The sequence below is a fragment of the Aeromonas sp. FDAARGOS 1416 genome (genome assembly GCF_019048085.1).
GTDB lineage: Bacteria > Pseudomonadota > Gammaproteobacteria > Enterobacterales > Aeromonadaceae > Aeromonas > Aeromonas veronii.
The window spans coordinates 308,864-329,907 of sequence record NZ_CP077301.1 but is presented as its reverse complement, the minus strand read 5'-3'; the positions used below and the strand labels follow the sequence as shown (position 1 = coordinate 329,907).

Annotated in this window: 17 protein-coding genes; 11 read left to right on the top strand and 6 right to left on the bottom strand. The window is 58.8% G+C overall.

Translation table 11 applies throughout. The annotated features are described in order from the left end of the window. The first annotated feature begins 89 nt into the window (after positions 1 to 89). Positions 90 to 1,118, top strand: coding sequence for an NAD(P)H-quinone oxidoreductase (locus I6L46_RS01575; protein ID WP_005358734.1), 1,029 nt, complete (start codon positions 90 to 92; stop codon positions 1,116 to 1,118). A 233-nt stretch (positions 1,119 to 1,351) separates the two neighbouring features. On the opposite strand, the gene I6L46_RS01570 is transcribed toward I6L46_RS01575, so the two are convergent. Both I6L46_RS01570 and tkt read right to left on the bottom strand, forming a co-directional pair. Next, positions 1,352 to 2,026 (bottom strand): hypothetical protein, encoded by a 675-nt coding sequence (locus I6L46_RS01570; protein ID WP_100654322.1) that lies wholly within the window; start codon positions 2,024 to 2,026, stop codon positions 1,352 to 1,354. 192 nt (positions 2,027 to 2,218) lie between these two features. Beyond that, the gene (gene tkt / locus I6L46_RS01565) at positions 2,219 to 4,210 is read right to left on the bottom strand and encodes a transketolase (protein WP_005338517.1); all 1,992 of its coding nucleotides are present in this window, start codon (positions 4,208 to 4,210) and stop codon (positions 2,219 to 2,221) included. Between the two features lie 349 nt (positions 4,211 to 4,559). On the opposite strand from tkt, the gene metK reads away from it, so the two are divergent. The 7 genes from metK to ruvX all read left to right on the top strand — a co-directional run bounded on the left by metK (position 4,560) and on the right by ruvX (position 10,222). Continuing rightward, on the top strand, positions 4,560 to 5,711 hold the full coding sequence (gene metK / locus I6L46_RS01560; RefSeq protein WP_005338519.1) for a methionine adenosyltransferase: 1,152 nt from the start codon (positions 4,560 to 4,562) through the stop codon (positions 5,709 to 5,711). 68 nt (positions 5,712 to 5,779) lie between these two features. Then, complete coding sequence (locus I6L46_RS01555) at positions 5,780 to 6,307, top strand: SprT family zinc-dependent metalloprotease (protein ID WP_216977210.1); 528 nt, start codon at positions 5,780 to 5,782, stop codon at positions 6,305 to 6,307. 73 nt (positions 6,308 to 6,380) lie between these two features. After that, a complete protein-coding gene (locus tag I6L46_RS01550; protein WP_216977209.1) occupies positions 6,381 to 7,085 on the top strand; it encodes an endonuclease in 705 nt (234 codons plus the stop codon). Positions 7,086 to 7,204: 119 nt separating this feature from the next. After that, positions 7,205 to 7,936, top strand: a complete 732-nt coding sequence (gene rsmE, locus I6L46_RS01545; RefSeq protein WP_216977208.1) for a 16S rRNA (uracil(1498)-N(3))-methyltransferase — start codon at positions 7,205 to 7,207, stop codon at positions 7,934 to 7,936. 114 nt (positions 7,937 to 8,050) lie between these two features. After that, complete coding sequence (gene gshB / locus I6L46_RS01540; RefSeq protein WP_047435649.1) at positions 8,051 to 9,001, top strand: glutathione synthase; 951 nt, start codon at positions 8,051 to 8,053, stop codon at positions 8,999 to 9,001. Positions 9,002 to 9,201: 200 nt separating this feature from the next. Next, positions 9,202 to 9,756: a YqgE/AlgH family protein gene (locus tag I6L46_RS01535; protein WP_005349793.1), complete on the top strand. Its 555-nt coding sequence runs from the start codon at positions 9,202 to 9,204 to the stop codon at positions 9,754 to 9,756. Positions 9,757 to 9,799: 43 nt separating this feature from the next. Further along, positions 9,800 to 10,222 carry a Holliday junction resolvase RuvX gene (ruvX, locus tag I6L46_RS01530; protein ID WP_005343821.1) on the top strand — a complete coding sequence of 141 codons (423 nt, stop codon included), beginning with the start codon at positions 9,800 to 9,802 and terminating at the stop codon, positions 10,220 to 10,222. A gap of 57 nt (positions 10,223 to 10,279) precedes the next feature. On the opposite strand, the gene dtpB is transcribed toward ruvX, so the two are convergent. The 3 genes from dtpB to I6L46_RS01515 form a co-directional block, all read right to left on the bottom strand. Continuing rightward, entirely contained in the window at positions 10,280 to 11,785 is a 1,506-nt protein-coding gene (gene dtpB, locus I6L46_RS01525; protein WP_216977207.1) for a dipeptide/tripeptide permease DtpB, read from the bottom strand. 717 nt (positions 11,786 to 12,502) lie between these two features. After that, positions 12,503 to 13,465 (bottom strand): HTH-type transcriptional regulator YidZ, encoded by a 963-nt coding sequence (yidZ, locus tag I6L46_RS01520; RefSeq protein ID WP_216977206.1) that lies wholly within the window; start codon positions 13,463 to 13,465, stop codon positions 12,503 to 12,505. Between the two features lie 18 nt (positions 13,466 to 13,483). Then, entirely contained in the window at positions 13,484 to 14,656 is a 1,173-nt protein-coding gene (locus I6L46_RS01515; RefSeq protein ID WP_216977205.1) for an MFS transporter, read from the bottom strand. Between the two features lie 366 nt (positions 14,657 to 15,022). Here I6L46_RS01515 and I6L46_RS01510 point away from each other — a divergent pair, with 366 nt between their 5' ends. From I6L46_RS01510 to I6L46_RS01500, 3 genes are read left to right on the top strand one after another with little or no spacing between them, the layout of a single operon-like run. Continuing rightward, on the top strand, positions 15,023 to 15,943 hold the full coding sequence (locus tag I6L46_RS01510; protein WP_216977996.1) for a MoxR family ATPase: 921 nt from the start codon (positions 15,023 to 15,025) through the stop codon (positions 15,941 to 15,943). Next, positions 15,943 to 16,938 carry a DUF58 domain-containing protein gene (locus I6L46_RS01505; RefSeq protein ID WP_216977204.1) on the top strand — a complete coding sequence of 332 codons (996 nt, stop codon included), beginning with the start codon at positions 15,943 to 15,945 and terminating at the stop codon, positions 16,936 to 16,938. Before I6L46_RS01510 ends, I6L46_RS01505 begins: the two co-directional genes overlap by 1 nt. Continuing rightward, positions 16,925 to 18,940, top strand: coding sequence for a DUF3488 and transglutaminase-like domain-containing protein (locus I6L46_RS01500; RefSeq protein ID WP_216977203.1), 2,016 nt, complete (start codon positions 16,925 to 16,927; stop codon positions 18,938 to 18,940). The genes I6L46_RS01505 and I6L46_RS01500 overlap by 14 nt, the downstream gene beginning before the upstream one ends. 62 nt (positions 18,941 to 19,002) lie before the next feature. On the opposite strand, the gene I6L46_RS01495 is transcribed toward I6L46_RS01500, so the two are convergent. Further along, the gene (locus I6L46_RS01495; protein ID WP_128815675.1) at positions 19,003 to 20,433 is read right to left on the bottom strand and encodes a sodium:alanine symporter family protein; all 1,431 of its coding nucleotides are present in this window, start codon (positions 20,431 to 20,433) and stop codon (positions 19,003 to 19,005) included. Positions 20,434 to 21,044 lie beyond the last annotated feature (611 nt).

The window sequence follows — 21,044 nt, the reverse complement described above, 5'->3', positions numbered from 1 at the left end:
ATACTGCGTTTATTCATCAGCAATCTCCACTATCTTGGTGCTCATCCCACTCGGGGAACCTCATATCACCTCGTTACAAGGAGCCGCTGATGCATAACGCCTATTCCATTCCCGCCACCATGAGCGCGGTAGAAATTACCCAGCCCGGTGGCCCCGATGTCTTGCAACTGACCACCCGCGCCACACCAGCGCCCAAGCCCGATGAGGTTTTGATCCGGCACTATGCAACCGGTATCAATGGGCCGGATGTGATGCAGCGCAAAGGGCTCTACCCGCCTCCGGCAGGAGCATCGGATATTCCCGGGCTGGAGGTCGCCGGGGTCGTGGTCGCCAAGGGGGAGCAGGTTACCCATCTCAAGATTGGCGACAAAGTCGCCGCGCTGATTTCGGGTGGCGGCTATGCCGAGTACAGCGTCGCCCACCAGAGCAATGTCCTGCCCCTGCCGCCCGGATTGAGCTTTGTCGAAGCCGCGGCGCTGCCGGAAACCTTTATGACGGTCTGGTCAAATATGTTTGAACGGGGCCAGTTTAAAAAAGGGGACATTATCTTGATCCATGGCGGCGCCTCCGGTATCGGCACGACCGCCACCATGCTGGCCAAGGCATTTGGCGCCGCAAAAATCATCACCACGGTCGGCTCACCCGAGCAGCAGGCCGCCAGCATCAAGCTGGGCGCGGATGTGGCCGTGCTCTACAAGGAGGAGGATTTTGTCGAGGCAGTGCATGCAGCCACCGATGGCCATGGCGCCGACATCATTCTCGATATCATTGGCGGAGAGTATGTCGCACGCAACTATGCGGCGGCCGCCATCAATGGTCGCATAGTCCAGATCGGCATTATTGCGGGCGCCGCCCCCAATCTGGATCTGTTTCCCATGCTGCAAAAGCGGCTGACCCATATCGGCTCCACCCTGCGCTCGCGTACTCCGCAGGAAAAAGCCGAGCTGATTGCCCAGCTGCAAACTCATGTCTGGCCATTTATCGAACGCGGCGAGGTCAAACCGCAGGTTTACCAGACCTTCCCGCTGCATGAGGCCGCCGCCGCCCACCATTTGCTGGATTCAGGCCGTCATATCGGCAAGCTGGTATTAACCATGGCGCCGTTGTCGTCAGATTGATAAAGCCCATCGTGGAGCAGGCCGAGGTGGATGCGGTGATGTCCAATGCGGACAGTACCCCGCCGCAGGCGTAAGGTTTGTTGAAATAAGAAAGAGACCGGCCATATACCGGTCTCTTTTTTGGTAACAGGAAGGGATATTATTTTTATGGCATCGTCTTAAAGAACGCGAACGTCCGATTACGCTTCGCTAATCGAACCTACGAGCTGTACATGAATCGAACCTACGGACTTTTAATTAACTTTATCCAAGTAGGGGCTAAACTCATAGTTGAAGCTACAAGTTTCATGTGACCGAGAAAAATGAAGATTATCTAAAGCCACACAAATTTCTATACTAAGTAATGCAATAAGCTTCTGTTTAGATGACGATAATGTCATTTTGAATTGAGCAGAATCAACAGCAGTTAAACCGATTAAAATATGATAAATTGCAGACCACATATCAATCGATTTAGGTATTATTCGATGAATATCGATAGCAATCTCTTTCATCTCTTCAGAAGATAACGTTTCAGTGTTACATAACATAAACCTCTCATGAAGCACCGCACGCAATGACACGTCACCAACCAAGGGGTCATCGAGGATAGTCGATAATTGTGACGCATAAAACTCGATATCCTCTCTTGCCTGCTGTAAATAATACTGGTCGTTTACCTGTTCCTGCAAACCAACCTGACGGAGTAAAACAAATAACGTGAGCCCCCCAACTATTGGGGCATAGATCCCACCAATAGCTGAACCAAACTCAGCCCAGCGAGAGTGTTCATGTGATATCCCACCATTAAAAATATTAACATAAATAAATATTGGGGATACAACTATGGTAATGAGTGATGCTATTAGAATACTATTCTTATAATTAGTACTTAATAGTTTTTTTGTTATCAACCGAAAACGGTCCATATTATTCCTTTTATGCATCGTCGTGAATTATTTTTCTATATCTGAACTTACATAATCAAGGATAAAAGCTTTTGATATAACAAATCAACACTAATAAAAATCTCTAATGTGAATAAAAAACGCCCCCCATCTTGCGATGGAGGGCGTTTTATCGTTCCGGCTATTGAGCCATCGTGGCCCAATAGTCAGCTATTACAGGGACTCAGCGGTCGCAACCACGTTTTCCACGGTAAAGCCGAATTCCTTGAACAGCAGCTCGGCCGGTGCAGACTCACCAAAGGTGGTCATACCGATGATCTTGCCGCCGAAACCGACGTACTTGTACCAGTAGTCAGCGATGCCCGCTTCGATGGCCACACGCTTGGTGACGGAGGACGGCAGGACGGACTCTTTGTACTCGGCAGACTGGGCGTCGAACACGTCGGTAGACGGCAGAGAGACCACGCGCACGGCACGGCCCTTGGCAGTCAGCTGCTCATAGGCGGCAACGGCCAGTTCCACTTCGGAACCGGTGGCGATCAGGATCAGTTCCGGCGTACCGGCGCAATCTTTCAGCACGTAGCCACCCTTGGCGGTATCAGCCAGCTGCTGGGCAGTACGATCCATCTGGGCCAGGTTCTGACGAGAGAAGATCAGAGAGGTCGGGCCGTCGGTACGCTCGATGGCGTGTTTCCAGGCGATGGCAGATTCAACCTGGTCACACGGACGCCAGGTGCTCATGTTCGGAGTCAGACGCAGGGAGGCGATCTGCTCAACCGGCTGGTGAGTCGGGCCATCTTCACCCAGACCGATGGAGTCGTGGGTGTAAACGAAGATGGCGCGCTGCTTCATCAGGGCAGCCATGCGCAGGGCGTTGCGGGCATACTCCATGAACATCAGGAAGGTGGCGCCGTAGGGGATGAAACCACCGTGCAGAGCGATACCGTTCATGATGGCGGACATGCCGAACTCGCGTACACCGTAGTGGATGTAGTTGCCGGAGGCATCGTCGTTGGTCAGAGACTTGGAGCCGGACCACATGGTCAGGTTGGACGGCGCCAGGTCGGCAGAGCCGCCCATGAACTCCGGCAGCAGCTTGCCGAACGCTTCCAGAGAGTTCTGGGACGCTTTACGGGTAGCAATCTTGGCCGGGTTGGCTTGCAGGGTTTCGATGATCTTGGCGGATTCAGCAGCCCAGTTGGCCGGCAGTTCGCCAGCGGTGCGGCGCTTGAATTCGGCAGCCAGCGTCGGGTGAGCGGCTTCATAGGCGGCGAACTTGGCAGCCCAGTCGGCTTCCAGTGCAGCGCCCTTCTCCTGAGCGTTCCACTCGGCAGCGATATCGGCCGGGATAACGAACGGCGCGTGGTCCCACTTCAGGAATGCGCGAGCAGCGGCGATCTCGTCGTTGCCCAGCGGTGAGCCGTGGCAGTCGTGAGAACCGGATTTGTTCGGGGAGCCGTAACCGATGATGGTGCGGCAGCAAATCAGAGTCGGCTTGCCGGTCTCGGCCTTGGCGGCTTCGATGGCGGCATTGATGGCTTCGGGGCTGTGACCGTCAACAGCCGGGATAACGTGCCAGCCGTAGGCTTCGAAACGCTTGACAGTGTCGTCGGTGAACCAGCCTTCAACGTGACCGTCGATAGAGATACCGTTGTCATCCCAGAACGCGATCAGTTTGCCCAGTTGCAGAGTACCTGCCAGGGAGCACGCTTCGTGGGAGATACCTTCCATCAGGCAGCCGTCGCCCATAAAGGCGTAGGTGTAGTGGTCAACGATATCGTGGCCCGGCTGGTTGAACTGCTCAGCCATGGCTTTCTCGGCGATCGCCATACCAACGGCGTTGGTGATGCCCTGACCCAGCGGGCCAGTGGTGGTTTCCACGCCCGGTGCATAGCCGTACTCCGGGTGACCCGGGGTGCGAGAGTGCAGTTGGCGGAAGTTTTTCAGATCGTCGATGGAGAGGTCATAACCGGAGAGGTGCAGCAGGGAGTACAGCAGCATGGAGCCGTGGCCGTTGGAGAGAATGAAACGGTCGCGGTCGGCCCACTTGGGGTTGTTCGGGTTATGTCTGAGGTGGCTACGCCACAGCACTTCGGCGATATCCGCCATTCCCATGGGGGCGCCCGGGTGACCGGAGTTGGCTTTTTGAACGGCATCCATACTCAATGCACGAATGGCATTGGCAAGCTCTTTACGAGAAGGCATCTGAATCTCCTGCGATTGCTTCATTTGATGGCCAAGATTAAGGCGCGTTATTGTCCCAGCAGGGCGCGCGGCGTGCAAATATTATCTGGATGAATAAAGTGGCTTTGGGAGGACAATCGCTTTTCTTGCCCTCCATTGGCCAAAGCGACCAGAGAAAAACGTTTGATTCCCATCCCTTTCGGGATAGGAGAGCACCGCTTGTGACCCATTGGACACTGCGCGACAAAATAGTGCTGGCAATCGGGGGGGGCGCTAATTAAAATAGACGTCCAGATGTAGATACCTCTACACCATCCCATTCATCCGGTTATTGCTGTGGCGATAACCCAGACAAGCTGAGACTCTTATCATGGCAAAGCTGTTTACTTCCGAGTCGGTCTCCGAAGGCCATCCCGACAAGATTGCGGACCAGATCTCCGATGCGGTACTGGACGCCATCCTCAAGCAAGATACCAAGGCACGCGTTGCCTGCGAGACCCTGGTCAAGACCGGTATGGTCATGGTGGCCGGCGAAGTAACCACCTCTGCCTGGGTTGATATCGAAGAGATCGTGCGTGATACCGTACGTGAAATCGGCTACACCCACTCCGACATGGGCTTCGATGCTGACTCCTGCGCCGTGCTGAACGCCATCGGCAAGCAGTCCCCGGACATCAACCAGGGCGTTGACCGCAGCGATCCGCTGGAGCAGGGCGCTGGCGACCAAGGCCTGATGTTCGGCTACGCCACCAACGAAACCGACGTGCTGATGCCGGCCCCCATCACCTACTCTCACCTGCTGGTGAAACGTCAGGCTGAAGTGCGCAAGAACGGCACCCTGCCGTGGCTGCGTCCGGATGCCAAGAGCCAGCTGACCTTCGCCTACGACGACGCAGGTAAGATCATCGGTGTCGATGCCGTGGTGCTGTCTACCCAGCACGCCGAATCCATCAGCCACAAGGATCTGGTTGAAGCGGTACGCGAAGAGATCATCAAGCCGGTGCTGCCAGCCGAGTGGGTCAACAAGGACACCAAATACTTCATCAACCCGACCGGCCGTTTCGTTATCGGCGGCCCGATGGGTGACTGCGGTCTGACCGGTCGCAAGATCATCGTCGACACCTACGGCGGCATGGCCCGTCACGGTGGTGGCGCCTTCTCCGGTAAGGATCCGTCCAAGGTTGACCGCTCCGCAGCTTACGCCGCCCGTTACGTTGCCAAAAACATCGTGGCCGCCGGTCTGGCCGATCGCTGTGAAATCCAGATCTCCTACGCCATCGGCGTGGCCGAGCCGACCTCCATCAGCGTCGAGACCTTCGGTACTGCCAAAGTCGCCGAAGAGCTGCTGGTCAAGCTGGTGCGCGAGCACTTCGAACTGCGCCCGTATGGCCTGATCGAAATGCTGGATCTGAAGCGTCCGATCTACCAGGCTACCGCTGCCTACGGTCACTTCGGTCGCGACGAGTTCCCGTGGGAGCAGACCGACAAAGCCGAACTGCTGCGTTCCGCCGCTGGCCTGTAAGGCTCGCTGTTGTGATAAAAGGGGAGCCTGGCTCCCCTTTTGCTTATCCGCTATCTGACGAGATGTTGATGTCTGCCACCCCTGCCCAGCTTGTCGCCCTGCTGCAACAACGCGTAGAAGCCTGCTTTGTGCAGGCCGAGGCGCGCCTTGGCCGCACCTTCCCCCGCCCGCGGATCTACTGCAATATGCGGGGCCGGGCGGCGGGATCGGCGCGGCTGCAAACCTGGGAGCTGCGCTTCAATCCCGCCCTCTATCAGGCTAACCAGCAGGCGTTTCTGGATGAGGTGGTGCCCCACGAGGTGGCCCATCTTCTGGTTCACGCCCTGTGGGGTGAAGGGCGCGGCAAAAACCGGGTCTTGCCCCACGGCCGCCAGTGGCAGTCGGTGATGCGGGAGGTGTTCGGCCTTGAGCCCAGAACCACCCACAGCTTCGATCTGGCGGTATTGGCGCAGCGTACCGTGCCCTATCGCTGCCTCTGCCAGCAGCATCAGCTCTCTATTCGCCGCCACAACAAGGTGGTGCGTGGCGAGGCCCGCTATCACTGCCGCCGCTGCAAGCAGCCGCTGGAGCGGGAACGGCCGGAGCCAGAGCAGTAAGCCAGCTTGTGTCGCGCCCCTGTGGTAGGGTGCCCGCCATCGTTCGTCAATCATCCCGTTTGCAAGGAATCCCATGCGTTTCATCTCCTCCCTCGCCCTGACCCTGCTGGCCGGTTTGCCGCTGCTCAGCGCACCCCTGCACGCCCAGACCTTTCGTGAAGCCAAGCAGGATCTGGTGAAGCTCTATCGCAGCCAGCCTGCGGTCACCACCTTCTACTGCGGCTGTGACATCGACTATCAGGGCAAGAAAATGAGCCCGGATCTCGCCAGCTGCGGCTATGAGCCGCGCAAGCAGACCAAGCGCGCCGCCCGCATCGAGTGGGAACACGTGGTCCCGGCCTGGGAGTTCGGCCACCAGCTGCAGTGCTGGCAGGATGGCGGGCGCAAGAACTGCGAGAAGGTGAGCCCCGAGTTCAACAAGATGGAGGGGGACATGCACAACCTCTTCCCCTCCATCGGCGAGGTGAATGGCGATCGGGCCAACTACCGCTTCTCCGACTGGAACGGCAAGCCGGATCAGTACGGCCAGTGCCAGATGCTGGTGGATTTCAAGGATCGTCGGGTGCAGCCGCCCAAGGGGCCGGTACGGGGCCAGATTGCCCGCGCCTACCTCTACATGAGCCAGCAGTATGGGCTGCGTCTGGCAGCGCAACAGCGTAAACTGTTTGAAGCCTGGGACAGGCAGTACCCGGCAGAAGGCTGGGAGTGCGAGCGCAATCGCCGCATCGGCACGCTGCAGGGCAATACCAATCCCTTTATTGAAAAGCAGTGCCAATAACCCCATTTGACCAGGGAGGGGGATCGCCCCTCCTATCATGAAGCCCTTCCCCACTGCCGCGTGAGCCTTGCTCGGCGCAGGATATGAAGGGTTTCCAAGCAAGAGACTGACAAGCAGCCATGCGCATTCCACGTATCTATGAACCGGCCACCCTGCAAGTTGGCCAGACCATCGCCCTGTCGGAAGACGGCGCCAACCATATCGGCCGGGTACTGCGCATGCAGCCGGGCCAGCAGCTCGAGCTGTTCAATGGCGATGGCAATCAATACCCCGCCACCATCGCCAACGTCGGCAAGAAGTCGGTGGAAGTGACCATCGACCGCTGCGACGTCCAATCAGTGGAGTCACCGCTGGCCATCCACCTCGGTCAGGTGATCAGCCGTGGCGACAAGATGGACTTCACCATCCAGAAATCGGTGGAGCTGGGCGTCACCTGCATCACCCCGCTCTTCTCCGAGCGCTGCGGCGTCAAGCTGCCGGCAGACCGCTTGGAGAAGAAGCGCGAACAGTGGCAGAAGGTGGTGATCAGCGCCTGCGAACAGTGCGGCCGCAACGTGGTGCCAGAGGTGCGCATGCCGATGGAGCTGGACGCCTGGCTGGCGGAAGAGACCAAGGAGCTCAAGCTCAACCTGCACCCGCGCGCCGAGTACAGCATCAACACCCTGCCCGTTCCCGAGCATGGCGTGCGCCTGCTGATTGGCCCGGAAGGGGGATTGTCGAGCGACGAGATCGCCCGTACCGTGCAGGAAGATTTCAAAGAGATGCTGCTGGGGCCGCGGGTGCTGCGCACCGAAACCGCCGCCCTGACTGCGATCACTGCGCTGCAGTGCCGCTTTGGCGATCTCGCTTGATACTATCGGCCGCATCAATCAGCCTCATGGCTGCATCGACGCCGCCGCAAGCGGCCGATTACGCTGCGCTAATCGACCCTACAACCCTATCGAGCCATTAAAAAGGAACAGCGGATGACCATTAAACTCGGCATCGTGATGGACCCCATCTCGGCCATCAACATCAAGAAAGATTCCAGCTTTGCCATGCTCGAAGAGGCGCAAAAGCGCGGCTATGAGCTCTTCTATCTGGAGATGAAGGATCTCTACATGGAAGCCGGTCGCGCCTTTGGCACCATGCGCCCGCTCACCGTCAAATATGACTATGCCGACTGGTACACCCTGGGCGAGGTGGTGGACCAGCCCCTCTCCAACCTCGATGTGATCCTGATGCGCAAGGATCCGCCGTTCGACACCGAATTTATCTACGCCACCTACATGCTGGAGCGGGCCGAGGATGAGGGTTGCCTCATCGTCAACAAGCCGCAGAGCCTGCGTGACGCCAACGAGAAGCTCTACACCGCCTGGTTTGCCGAGCACACCCCGACCACGCTGGTGACCCGCCGCGCCGACAAGCTGCGCGCCTTCCACGCCAAGCACAAAGACGTGATCTTGAAGCCCTTGGACGGCATGGGCGGTGCCTCCATCTTCCGCATGAAGGAAGATGACGCCAACGTCGGCGTGATTATCGAGACCCTGACCGCCCACGGCAGCCAGTACTGCATGGCGCAGACCTATCTGCCCGCCATCAAGGATGGCGACAAGCGGGTGTTGGTGGTGGACGGTGAACCGGTTCCCTACTGCCTGGCCCGCATTCCGGCGCAGGGGGAGACCCGCGGCAATCTGGCGGCCGGTGGCCGTGGTGAAGCACGCCCCCTGAGCGAATCGGACTGGGCCATCGCCCGTGCGGTGGGCCCGACGTTGAAAGAGAAAGGCCTCATCTTCGTCGGCCTCGACATCATCGGCGATCGCCTGACCGAGATTAACGTCACCAGCCCGACCTGCATTCGCGAGATTGAAGCAGCGTTCGATGTACACATCACAGGCATGCTGATGGATGCCATCGAGCGTCGACTGGGCAAATAATCGCCAGGCAGGCTAACCGGCCTGTTCAGGGGTAACCGCCCCCGACAAGCCCGGAAAAAGAGAGGGTGGCCCGGCGCCACCCTCTCTGTTTCAAGACAATCCGGAAAGGGGCGGGATCTCGCCCAGCCCAAAAAGCGGTTTTTCCCATGGGGATCAACTGCCATAATTGACCTCAAATACCTTTGCACTATTTGGCCTCTATGCAAACACTGCAAAATCACTTCCTGCTTGCCATGCCAAGCCTGACGGATCCCTACTTCGAGCGTTCGCTGGTCTATCTGTGCGAGCACAACGAAGAGGGCGCCATGGGCTTGGTCGTCAACATTCCGGTCGAGATGTCGCTGGAAACCATGCTGACCCAGCTCCAGCTCAACCCGCCCAACAACCCGGAGCTCAAGCAACCGGTACTGCAAGGGGGGCCGGTTCACGCCGATCGCGGCTTCGTGCTGCACAGCTTCCGCCCCGGTTTCAACTCCACCCTGCAGGTGGGGGATGAGATGATGGTGACCACCTCCAAGGATATTCTGGAAACCCTGGGTACGAGCGAAGCCCCTGCCCATTGGCTGGTGGCCCTTGGCTATGCTGGCTGGAGCGCCGGTCAGCTGGAGCAGGAGCTGGTGGACGGCGCCTGGCTGGTGATCCCCCCCAATCCGGCTCTGGTGTTCAAGACCCCCATTCACAAACGTTGGCAGCAAGCCGCCGCCAGCATAGGGGTGAACCCGGTTCACCTCTCCAGCGATATCGGCCACAGCTGATCGGCTGGCCCGCTCCGCTCTCTATTTCGAGGATTTATCAGTTATGTCATCACGCAGCATCATGGGCTTTGACTATGGCACCAAGAGCATTGGCGTCGCCATCGGTCAGGAGCTGACTGGCACAGCCCAGCCTCTGCGCGCCCTCAAGGCCAACGACGGCATCCCCAACTGGGACGAGATTGAGAAGCTGCTCAAGGAGTGGCAACCGGACCTGCTGGTGGTCGGTCTGCCGCTGAACATGGATGGCACCGATCAGGAGATCACGGTACGGGCCCGCAAATTCGGCAACCGGCTGCATGGCCGTTTCGGCAAGCCGGTGGAGTTCAAGGATGAGCGACTCACCACCACAGATGCCCGCGCCCGGCTGTTTGAGCGAGGCGGCTATCGCGCGCTGGAGAAAGGCAGTGTGGACGGGGTATCGGCGCAGTTGATCGTCGAAGCCTGGATGGAAGAGCAGTACAACTAAGCCATCAACAGCAAGGCAAGGGTCGCCGCCCTTGCCTAGTCTCGCACAATCCCCTCATTACGCCTGTGATTGTCCCGCTACCAGCCCTTCGGCCTCTGTCGGCGTCGCATTCATCATCCGGTTGAGCCAGGGCACCATCAGCCCCATCACCACCGCAATCAGCAGGGTCGCCATCCCGATCTTGCCAAATACGCCGGTGTAAATGGGCAAAGTTTGCAGCGGATCCGTCATCCCTTGCGGCACGGCGGTAAAGGTCGCCACATAGCCTCCCAGCAGGGACGCCATCGCCTGAGTCAGGAACCACATTCCGAGAATGAAGCCCATCAGGCGTTGTGGCACCAGCGCGGCGACCATCGCCAGTCCCAGCGCACTGATCATCAGCTCGCCCAGACTCTGGAACAGGTAGATAAGCACCATAAACCAGGGGGAGGTAAGCCCCTGCTCATCGGCAAACCACCAGCCGGATGCCGCCGCCGTCAGAAAGCCCAGCGAGCAGAAGAACATTCCGAGGGTGAACTTGAGCGGCATAGTGAGATCCCGCCCCTTGCTGCCCATCCGGGTATAGATCATCGCGAGTACCGGGCTGCCCAGCACCACCCAGAAGGGGTTGAGCGCCTGGAAGCTGATGGGGTTGACGCTCATGCCCAGCATTTCGTGGTGCATGTTGTTGATGGCAAAGAAGTTCAGAGACGTCGGCATCTGGGCGTACAGCACATAGAAGAGCACCGCCTCCAGCATCAGCACGAAGGCCACATACATCTTGTTGCGGCCCACGGTATCGAGCCTGAACGCCTCGCGAAAAAAGAAGATCACCACGGCGATGGTTACCGTCATCAGCACCATGTTGGCGATCACCACGTGGTGCATCAGCCAAGCGCAGAAGAAGACCATGGCTACCGAACCCAATATAACCAGCAGCAGCTTGCTGTAATCGAGCGGCAGGTGATCCGGCTCGGAGCCAATATCCTTGACCATATTGCGGCAGGCAAAGAAGGTGAGCAACGCAATCACCAGCCCCACCCCGCACAGGTTATAGGTCACTGTATAGCCGTAGTGATCGGCAATCACCGGAGCGAGTGAGAGGGAAATAAGGGAGCCGATATTGATCGACATATAGAACAGGGTAAACGCCCCATCCAGCCGCGGATCTTTTGGCTGGTAGCATTTTGACAGCAGGCTGGCCGGATTGGCCTTGAACAGGCAGTTACCAACTGCAATGGTGCCCAACGCATAGAAAATCAGGTCGGGATTGTAGATAGAGAGGCCGGTCATAAAGTAGCCTATCACCAGCACCACGGCCCCCAGCACCATGGTGCGCTTGGTGCCGAGTACATGGTCACCGACATAGCCACCGACCGAGATCAGACCATATACCAGCGCCGAGAAGGCACCGAAAGTAATAAAGGATTGCTCTTGGGAAAATCCCAGTTGCTGTACAAAGAAGACCGCCAGGATCCCCTGCACGCCGTAATAACCGAAGCGCTCCCAGAGTTCGACGAAAAATATCATAAAGAAGGGTTTGGGCTGTTGTAACAACCCGGTCGGTGCTGTTGCTGGACGCATATCAACCTGCCTTTGCTGAGATTTATTTTTATTAATCTGGTGGTGGCTACCGCACTATTTTTTTGCCCGCCATTGCCATAACGGGGAGCACAGTCAGCCTGCCAATCTGGCTATTTTCGGGTGCACGGGCCCCGTTCGATGAAAGGTGTTTTTCATCTAGCCGGTTTCAATTACGGGTTATCGGGGGATGGTGAGTGGCGTCTCCCAGTACAGTTACCGGCTCCGGGTTCTACCTTTGCTGCATCCCTTTACTCAAGCCGGTTTATCAACCTTGATGCTTATTCCCCTCTGCTCCGTCACTCATGGCTGGTGGCCAGATAGCCGGGGCATGATATGGCCACAGACGACCTGTGGGGTGGGGTTGGCTCACTCCGCGCTCTACTGGCTATCACACTACACAGGCGCTATCTAACCCCGCCATTCCAAGGGGTGTCATGCTATATCACTGCAAATACAGGAACTTAATGGTCGATCACACTTTAAAAGTGACCATCAGTGAAGTTTTCTAATGAAACCACATGAATTTTTTTCGTGAAAAGAGCTTCACTCGAGACGTGAAATCAAGGTCAATCTGTGCATAAAGAGAGTTGAATGGCACACAGCTTGAACCCGAACTCGGCACTTAAGTCGTGCCAAAGCCCACTCCTCAGGGCGATACGACAACAAAAAGCCGGAGCAGATGGCTCCGGCTGATCGATGGGCACCGTCACGGCCACATTAGCGTGGCGATTCGTCGTTGTAGAGTCGCCGGATCTCGTTGCGCAGCCACATCACCTTGGCATCCTGATTGTGCCGCTTGTGCCAGAGCAGGATAAATGCGATCTCCAACTGCTGATAGAGTTTCTCCGGCAGTGGCAAGGGCATGGCTATGAGGTTGGCATGGTGCTTGGCCGCATACCCCCCGCAGTAGGAAGGGGCCACCGCAATCAGCTCGTGGCTCGACTGGGAGGCAATATGCAGCGCCTGCTCGAAGCTTGAGACCATGATGGGCACCTCCCGCTTCAGCCCCTCGTCCTCCAGCAGACTGTCGAGGGCCCAGGTATCGTTCGCTTCCCACACCATGCTGATCTGGGGGCAGGCCAGAAAGTTCTCCAGCGACCACTTCTGCTGGAGCAAGGGGTGATCCTTGCGCAGAAAAACCACCGGGCGATCGGTGAACAGCACCTCGTGATCGATGTAGTAGGGCAAGCGGTTGACCTTGGCCCGGGAACGGCCATGGGTCTCGCGGGCACAAAAGCCGAGATCCGCATCGCCATTGACGATATCGTTGAGGGAGTGGTGATCCCACCCCAGCATCCTGACCACCGAGTTGGGGTACTTCTGGTAGATGGTCATGGGCAGATCGCTCAGGAAGCTGATGTAGAAGGGGGACTCCATCACCAGCGTGAAGCGGGCACCGTCGGGGATCGCCTCGCTATTGAGCGAGGTGATGCTGTCGGTGAGCTGGAACCAGACCTTCAGCTCCTCCTCCAGGGTCAGGGAGAGGTTGGTGGGCTGCAACCCCTGCCGCACCCGCACAAACAGGGGATCGTCAAACCACTCCCGCAATTTGGCCAGAGACTTGCTCACCGCCGACGGAGTGACACAGAGCTTTTTGGCCGCCCCTGCCACACTGCGCTCCTGCATCAGGTACTTGAACACCACCAGCAGGTTCAAATCGAGTTCACCCAGATTGCGCATATCCCCTCTCATCTTCCATCAGCCCTGCGACCGCGCTTCACGAAGCGCGAGCCATGGTAACAGCCCTTTGACAGCCAGGTAACTGAGCAATGCCAGCAGCAGGGCGCAGATCAGCATCTCGGACGGAGTAAAGCCAAGTTGACCCAGCAGCCAGATATAGAGGCCGGAGAGGCTGATCTGCATGATGCAGAGCACGGCGCTGGCAAAGGCCACGTTGTGCTGACAACCATCGAGCGCCTCCCCCATCGCCACCCCGAAGCCACAGGAGAAGCCGACACAGACCAGCGCAAACCCCGGTAGCAACAGATGGATATCGCCCCCCGTCTGCCAGCTGCCGAGCAGTGAGCACACCGCCAGCAGATAGGAGAGATGAGACACCGCCAGCACCTTCTGTTTGCCCAGCCAGCGCAACAGCAGCGGCGTCAGGAAGGAGGTGGACATGCTCACGCCAGCCATCACCATCATCACGATAGAATACTGCTCGGTGGTGAAACCAAACTCCTTCATCAGGATCAGCGGTGAGACGCTGACATAGACCAAAATAGAGGTCACGCTGGCACTGGTCAGCAGGGAGAGCAGCATAAAGCGCGGGGAGCGCAGCAGGGCAAAGGGCTGCGCCGCGCCACTGCCCGGTTGCCGCGCCGGGCGGGTCTCCTTGAGCAGAAGCAAGTTCACCAGACCGCTAACGGCCGCCACCAGCGCCATCGCCACGAAGATCCCGCGCCAATCAAAATGTGACAGGATGAGGTAACCGAGCACCGGCGCCAGCACCGGGATCACGCAGATGACCCCGTTGATCATCGAGAGCGCCATCGCCAGCCGCTCCTGACTTAGCACATCCCGCAGCACGGTAAAGGTCATGATATAGAGCGCCCCGGCCCCGATCCCCTGCCAGAAACGGCCGAGGTAGAACTGAGTGATCCCTTCGGCATGACCCGCCACCAGCGAGGCGAGGACAAAAATCAGCGCGCCCCCGAGCACCACCCAGCGCCGCCCGTAGCGATCGGCAATCATTCCCCCCAGCAGCACGGTCGCCGCCATGCCAAACAGATAAATGGAGAAGGCCGTGTGGATCTGCGCCTCGCTCGCCTGCAGGGCATCGGCAATCTTGGGCACGGCGACCAGATAGAGATCGATCCCGATCGGATAGAGGATGATCATCAGAAAAGTGCACAACAGGAATACAGGCATGGATGCTCCATAACAGATTGGCGTGCCGATGCCTGCCAGATCACAACGACAGGCGAACAGTGGCGGGGCCAAGGTGGTGACAAAGGTAGCAACACAGTGCGTCGTAATGGGGGCAACTATATGGGCGCCCAGCGCCCTCACCTAGTGAAGAGATGGCGATCGGTACATTCCAATCAGGAAATATTGTATTGAGTTACGTGCCATAGCGGCCATATTGAATCGAGCAGACTCAGCAATAAACCGCATCACCTCCCGCTCATAACCATCCCTGCACTGCACTTTTACCGCCCGTTAGTTATCCGCCTTCACCCTTGCGGGCGTATAAGCTGTAGGTGCGACGCAATACAGGGAATGTGTATGAAGGGGATGAAGAGAGAAGAGCAGATTGCCGGGCTGCTGGCAGCACTGGAGCAAGTCATTCTGGGCAAGCCGCTGCAACTGAAAATCGCGCTGGTGACCCTGCTGGCGCGCGGTCATCTGCTGATCGAGGATCTCCCCGGCATGGGCAAAACCACCCTGGCCCACGCGCTGGCACAGGTGCTGGGGCTGGCATGCAGGCGGATGCAGTTCACCGCCGATCTGCTCCCCGCCGACCTGCTGGGGCTGCAGATCTTCGACCCCCAACAGCAAACATTTCGCTTTCACCCCGGCCCCATCTTCACCCAGGTACTGCTGGCGGACGAGATCAACCGCGCCAGCCCCAAGGTGCAGAGCGCCCTGCTGGAGGCGATGGCCGAGGGCAAGGTGAGCATTGAGGGGAATACGCATCCCCTCCCCGATCCGTTTTTCGTCATCGCCACCCAGAATCCGGCGGATCAGGCGGGCACCTATCCACTGCCGGAGTCCCAACTCGACCGATTCGCCGTGCGACTCTCGCTGGGTTTTCCGCCGCGAGAAGCGGAGCGCCAGTTGCTGCGCGGCCAACAGCCGAGTGGCCCACTGCCCGCCATGCTGGATGCTGCCGGACTCGCCACCTTGCAAAGCAAAGGGGATGCCATCCATGTTTCGGATACCACCCTCGACTACCTGCTGGCGCTGGTGCACCAGAGCCGCTTTGATGGGGATCTGCCACAGCCCCTCTCCCCCCGTGCAGCCCAGACATTGCTGGCGGTGAGCCGGGCCTGGGCGCTGGTTGCGGGACGGCGCTTTGTCACGGTGGAGGATGTGCAGGCAGTCTTCCCCTATGTGGCCGAGCATCGGCTGCGGGGCAGCTTTGGTGTGCAGCACGGCGAAGCCTGTCCCCTGAGCCAGCGATTGCTGGCCAGGGTCGATCCGGATAATCCCTGATGAGCAAATTGCTAAACCGTTGGCAACAGTGGCGAGCCCGCTGGCAGCAGCGTTGGCTCGATCGCCGCATTCCCCCGGCCCGCCAGATCACACTGGGTACCCGCAGCCTCTTTATCCTCCCCACCCGCATGGGACTGCTCTATCTGCTGGTGCTGCTCGCCATCTATCTGCTCGGCACCAATTACCAGAACAATCTGGTGCTGCTGGTGGCCTACTGCCTCGGCAGCCTGTTTATGGCAGCCATGTGGCTCACCCACCGCAACCTGCTGGGGCTGGAGCTGCTGGGGAGCCCGTTGGTGCTGGGGAAAGCGGGTAGCCAGCTGCCGATCCGTATCTCGGTGCAGAGCCCGCGCCCGGTGCAGGCACTTCACTTTAGCCTCAACGAAGGCACCCTCTGGCTGGCACAGGTCGACGCTGTACCCCGCACCGTTATCCTGCCGGTATCGGGCTCGCGCCGTGGGCCACTGCACCTTGGTCGATTGCGGGTCGAGAGCCGCTACCCTCTCGGCCTGTTTCGCTGCTGGTCCCTGCTGGACTTGCAACTGGAGGGCTGGCTTTCCCCCAAACCGGCATTCGGGGTGCTAAGAGGGGCACATGCGACCCAAAGCGAAGGGCTTCAGGGCCAGCCCACTCCAGCAACTCTCGGTGACTTTGACTCTCTGCGGACACATCAGGCCGGTGAACCCCTAAGTCGAGTCGCCTGGAAGCAACTTGCCCAGGGGCGCGGCTTGCTGACCAAGCAGTTCCATGAACCACAGCAGGATGACAGCCACCTCACCTTGCAGCGGGTCGCGGGTGGGGATCTGGAGCAGCGGCTGGCGGTGCTGGCCTGGTGGTGCGCCGATTACGGCAAGCGGGGCATCCCCTTTACCCTGACACTGGCAAACCAGACGCTGGGGCCCGATAGCGGTGCCGCCTTTGTGCAGCGCTGCCTGCTGGCACTGGCCCAGTTCGATGCCACACCACCGAAGAGCACGCCCGATGCTGCTCGATAACCGCCGCCTGCTGCCACTCATCGCCCTGCAACAGCTGCTGCTGGTCGCGGCGCTCTGGCCCCAGTTGCAGCTCTGGGTGGTGGCGGTAAGCGCCGCTACCCTCGGCGTCCGGGCCATGATGCTGTGGCGCGGCTGGCCGCCCCTGCCTGCCCGCGGGTTGGCGCTGCTGGCCATCACAACCGTGGTGTTGCTGGGGTTGCAGTGGCGCACATTGGGCACCCTGCCCGCCCTGATCAATCTGCTCTGGCTCGGCTATAGCCTCAAGATGATCGAGGTACGGCGCGAGCAGGATATCGAGCTGGTGCTGCTGCTCGCCTTCTTTCTTATCGCGCTGGCGCTGGTGCAGCGACAGAGCATCGGCTGGACGGCCGGAATGACAGTAGCGCTCTGGCTGGCAGTAACCGCGCTAGTGGCCGCCATCGCTCCCGAGCAGAAACGGCCTTGGCGTAGCGCGGGCGGTGCCCTGCTGCTGGCGCTTCCCCTGCTCATCACTCTGTTTCTGCTGCTGCCGAGGCTGCCGCCCCTCTGGCAGATGCCCACCACCAGCCGTGCCCTGTCGGGGCTCTCGGAAGAGCTGGCCCCCGGCGATATCAGCGAACTGGTCAACTCCTCCGAACTGGCCTTTCGGGTCACCTTTGCCGATGGCCCGCCCCCTGTCCGCGAGCGCTATTTTCCGGTGATGCGCCAAGAAGTTTTCGATGGTCAGCGCTGGTTGCTGAGCCCCGAGGTCAAAGCATGGCAACGGACAGTGCCGGTGCAAACCGGGCTCACCCTTCTGGCATCCTCTTCTCAGGCCAACTCTCAACTGGCAGATAGTCCGTTACCCGCCGGGAGCTACGAGGTGATCGCCGAGCCCCAGCGCCACCGCTGGGCCTTTGCCCTGAGTGAACCGCGCCTGCTGGCGGGCCCGGTGCTGCTTACCCCTCTCGACACCCTCTATCGGCAGGGGAGCGGCGAGGTGGCGATCCGCTATCGCATTGGCCGCGGCGAAGCACAGATCGAGGATGATAGCCAAGCCGCCCAGCGCAACCTGCAACTGCCAGCCGGAGGCAACCCGAGAGCGCGAGCTCACGGCCAAGGGCTGGCCGCACGCCACCCGGATCGCGCAGAGCTGGTCGCCGCCCTGCTCGAACAGTTTCGCAGCCAATCCTATTACTACACTCTGACCCCGCCACGGCTTGGCAGTGACGGGGTGGATGAGTTCCTGTTCGATACCAAGCAGGGCTTTTGCGGCCACTACGCCATGGCGACCGCTTTCGTACTGCGCGCCGCCGGTATTCCGGCACGGCTGGTCACCGGTTATCTCGGCGGCGAATGGAATCCCACCGGCAACTATCTGGCGGTACACCAGTTCGATGCTCATGCCTGGGTGGAGTATCTCGATGAAAGAGGAGTATGGCGGCGAATCGACCCCACTGCGGCAGTGGCACCGGAGCGCATTGAAGGTGGCGTGAGGGAGGCGCTGAGCGACGAGTTTACCGCTGCCGACCCGCTCGCTTTGCAGCGTTATCGCAACTGGGCCCTGCTCAATCAGCTGCGCTGGTGGGGCAACAATATCGACTACCAGTGGAGTCGCTGGGTGATTGGTTACGATGCGAGTCAGCTCTGGCAGCAAATCGGCCTGCGCTGGCCCACACTGGCGGGGCACACTCCCTGGTTGATCCTCGCCAGCCTGATGCTGGTCGCTCTGCTGGTGAGCCTGCCCCTGCTGTTGCCCGCCCGCCTGCCGCCAGAGCGGCGTATCTGGCAGCCCCTGCTCAAACGGGGCAAACGCAGTGGCTACCCACCCCAGCCCGCCGAGAGCATGGGGACATGGTGCGAGCGGCTCGCGCGGCTGCGTCCCGACCTTGCCCATCCCCTGCTAAAGAGTGCGTGGCTCTATCGCCGCTGGCGTTATGCCCCCCTCAGCGAACGGCAACAAGGGCGCTGCAGGCGCCAGTTACGACGGCGTGTCAGACAGCTCGTTCGGCGCTGGGATCAGCCGCCGAAGAGCGGCTCATAAAAGAAGGGGGAGCCACCGGCTCCCCCTTCAGGTTTTAATCAAGATGTTTGATTCACCGCTTGTTACTTTTTGGTCGGATTGTCCCAGATCCCCTCTTCCAACTGGGAGCGGATCTCGGGGTATTTGTTGGCATCAAAGGTGGGTACCTTGCCCAGCCGGAGCTGGTCGTTGTAATCCTTGGCCAGCTTGATGGCGACGCTGGAGAGCAGCAGGATCGCCACCAGGTTGACGATGGCCATCAGACCCATGGAGACATCCGCCATCGCCCACACAATCGGCAACTCACCCACGGCGCCGAACATCACCATCCCCAGCACGAACACCCGGAACAGCATCAGGCCGCCCTTGTGGTTGTGCTCGAGGAACACCAGATTGGTCTCGGCATAGGAGTAGTTCGCCACGATAGAGGTGAAGGCGAAGAAGAAGATGGCTGCCGCGATAAAGATGTTGCCACCGCTGCCAATCTGGGAGGAGAGCGCCCGCTGGGTCAGCTCGACACCGGTCACGCCGGAGCCCGGCTCAAACTGACCGGACATCAGGATGATGGCGGCGGTACAGCTGCAGATGACGATAGTGTCCATAAAGACCCCCAGCATCTGCACATAACCCTGGGAGGCCGGGTGCGGCGGATAGGGAGTGGCAGTCGCCGCAGCGTTGGGCGCAGAGCCCATCCCCGCCTCGTTGGAGAAGAGACCGCGTTTGATACCGTTGATCATCGCCTGGGAGATGGCATAACCGAGCGCACCCGAGCCTGCCTGCTCAATCCCGAAGGCGGACTTGATGATCAGCATGAGGACATGAGGCAACTCGGTGATGTTCATCGCCACGATCACCAGCGCCAGCAGGATATATGCCAGTGCCATAAAGGGCACCACCAGCTCGGCAAAACGGGCAATGCCACGAATGCCGCCGAAGATAATCAGGCCGGAGAGCGCAACCAGCGCCAGACCGCTGACCCAGTCAGGAATGCCAAACGCCACCTTCATCGCCAGACTGATGGAGTTGGCCTGCACCGCGTTGAACACCAGACCAAATGCCAGGATCAGGCAGAGCGAGAAGACCACCCCCATCCAGCGCATGCCAAGGCCTTTCTCCATGTAGTAGGCCGGGCCACCACGGTAGTTGCCATCCTCATCCTTGACCTTGTAGAGCTGGGCCAGGGTGCTTTCGACGAAGGCGGTCGCCATGCCGATAAAAGCAATCAACCACATCCAGAAGATGGCGCCGGGGCCACCCAGATAGATGGCGACAGCCACGCCGGCCAGGTTGCCGGTGCCGACACGGGCGGCAAGGCTGGTACAGAGGGCCTGGAAGGAGGAGATGCCCGCGTTGTCCGATTTACGGCTGTTTTTCAGCACGGAAAACATGTGGCCAAAGTGACGGATCTGGATAAAACCCAGGCGGAAGGTGAAAAAGATACCGACCCCGATGAGCAGGTAGATGAGCACGGCTCCCCACATCAGGTCGTTTAGCATCGCAATCAAGGTGTCCATAATTCTCTCGTTGTTATTCACATCCATGGTCAGTCTGCGCTGACCGTTTTCTGTCTGTCGTTTAATTAGCGTTTCACTAAAGGGGCGGAATCTAGCACAGCGGGAGAGCCCGGAATAGTGATCCCGGTCACGCGAGACACAAAAAACGAACGGTAAAAGCCCATAAAGCTCCATTTAAATCGCAAACTTTCAACAAACTCAATAATTCAATCAGACAGGCCACCATTAAGCCCCATAAGAGAACCATTTTGATATATCCCTGATGAGCTATCCGAAAACGCAAACGCTTGCATAAATGGCTTTCAAACGGCGACATTTCGCCAAACGTTTTCGCTGTAATTAAATTTCAAGTACGTAGCGAGATAATTTATGTGATCGACGACACAAATATGGATATTGGCTAAAAAAGTTCAGCTGAAAGCAAACCGGAGTGAGGTCGGAATGAAATGTAAAAAACCTTACTAATCATATAGTTTCAAGCCATAAAACGGGATAACTCAACAGCCTGAATATTTAACAACCAAGCGCCCCTATTGCAGGATGCAGCACATCAGTATTAATTAGGCAGGCAATGACGATGGGCCGCCCCCATCGCGCTTTTCTGAGCCTGA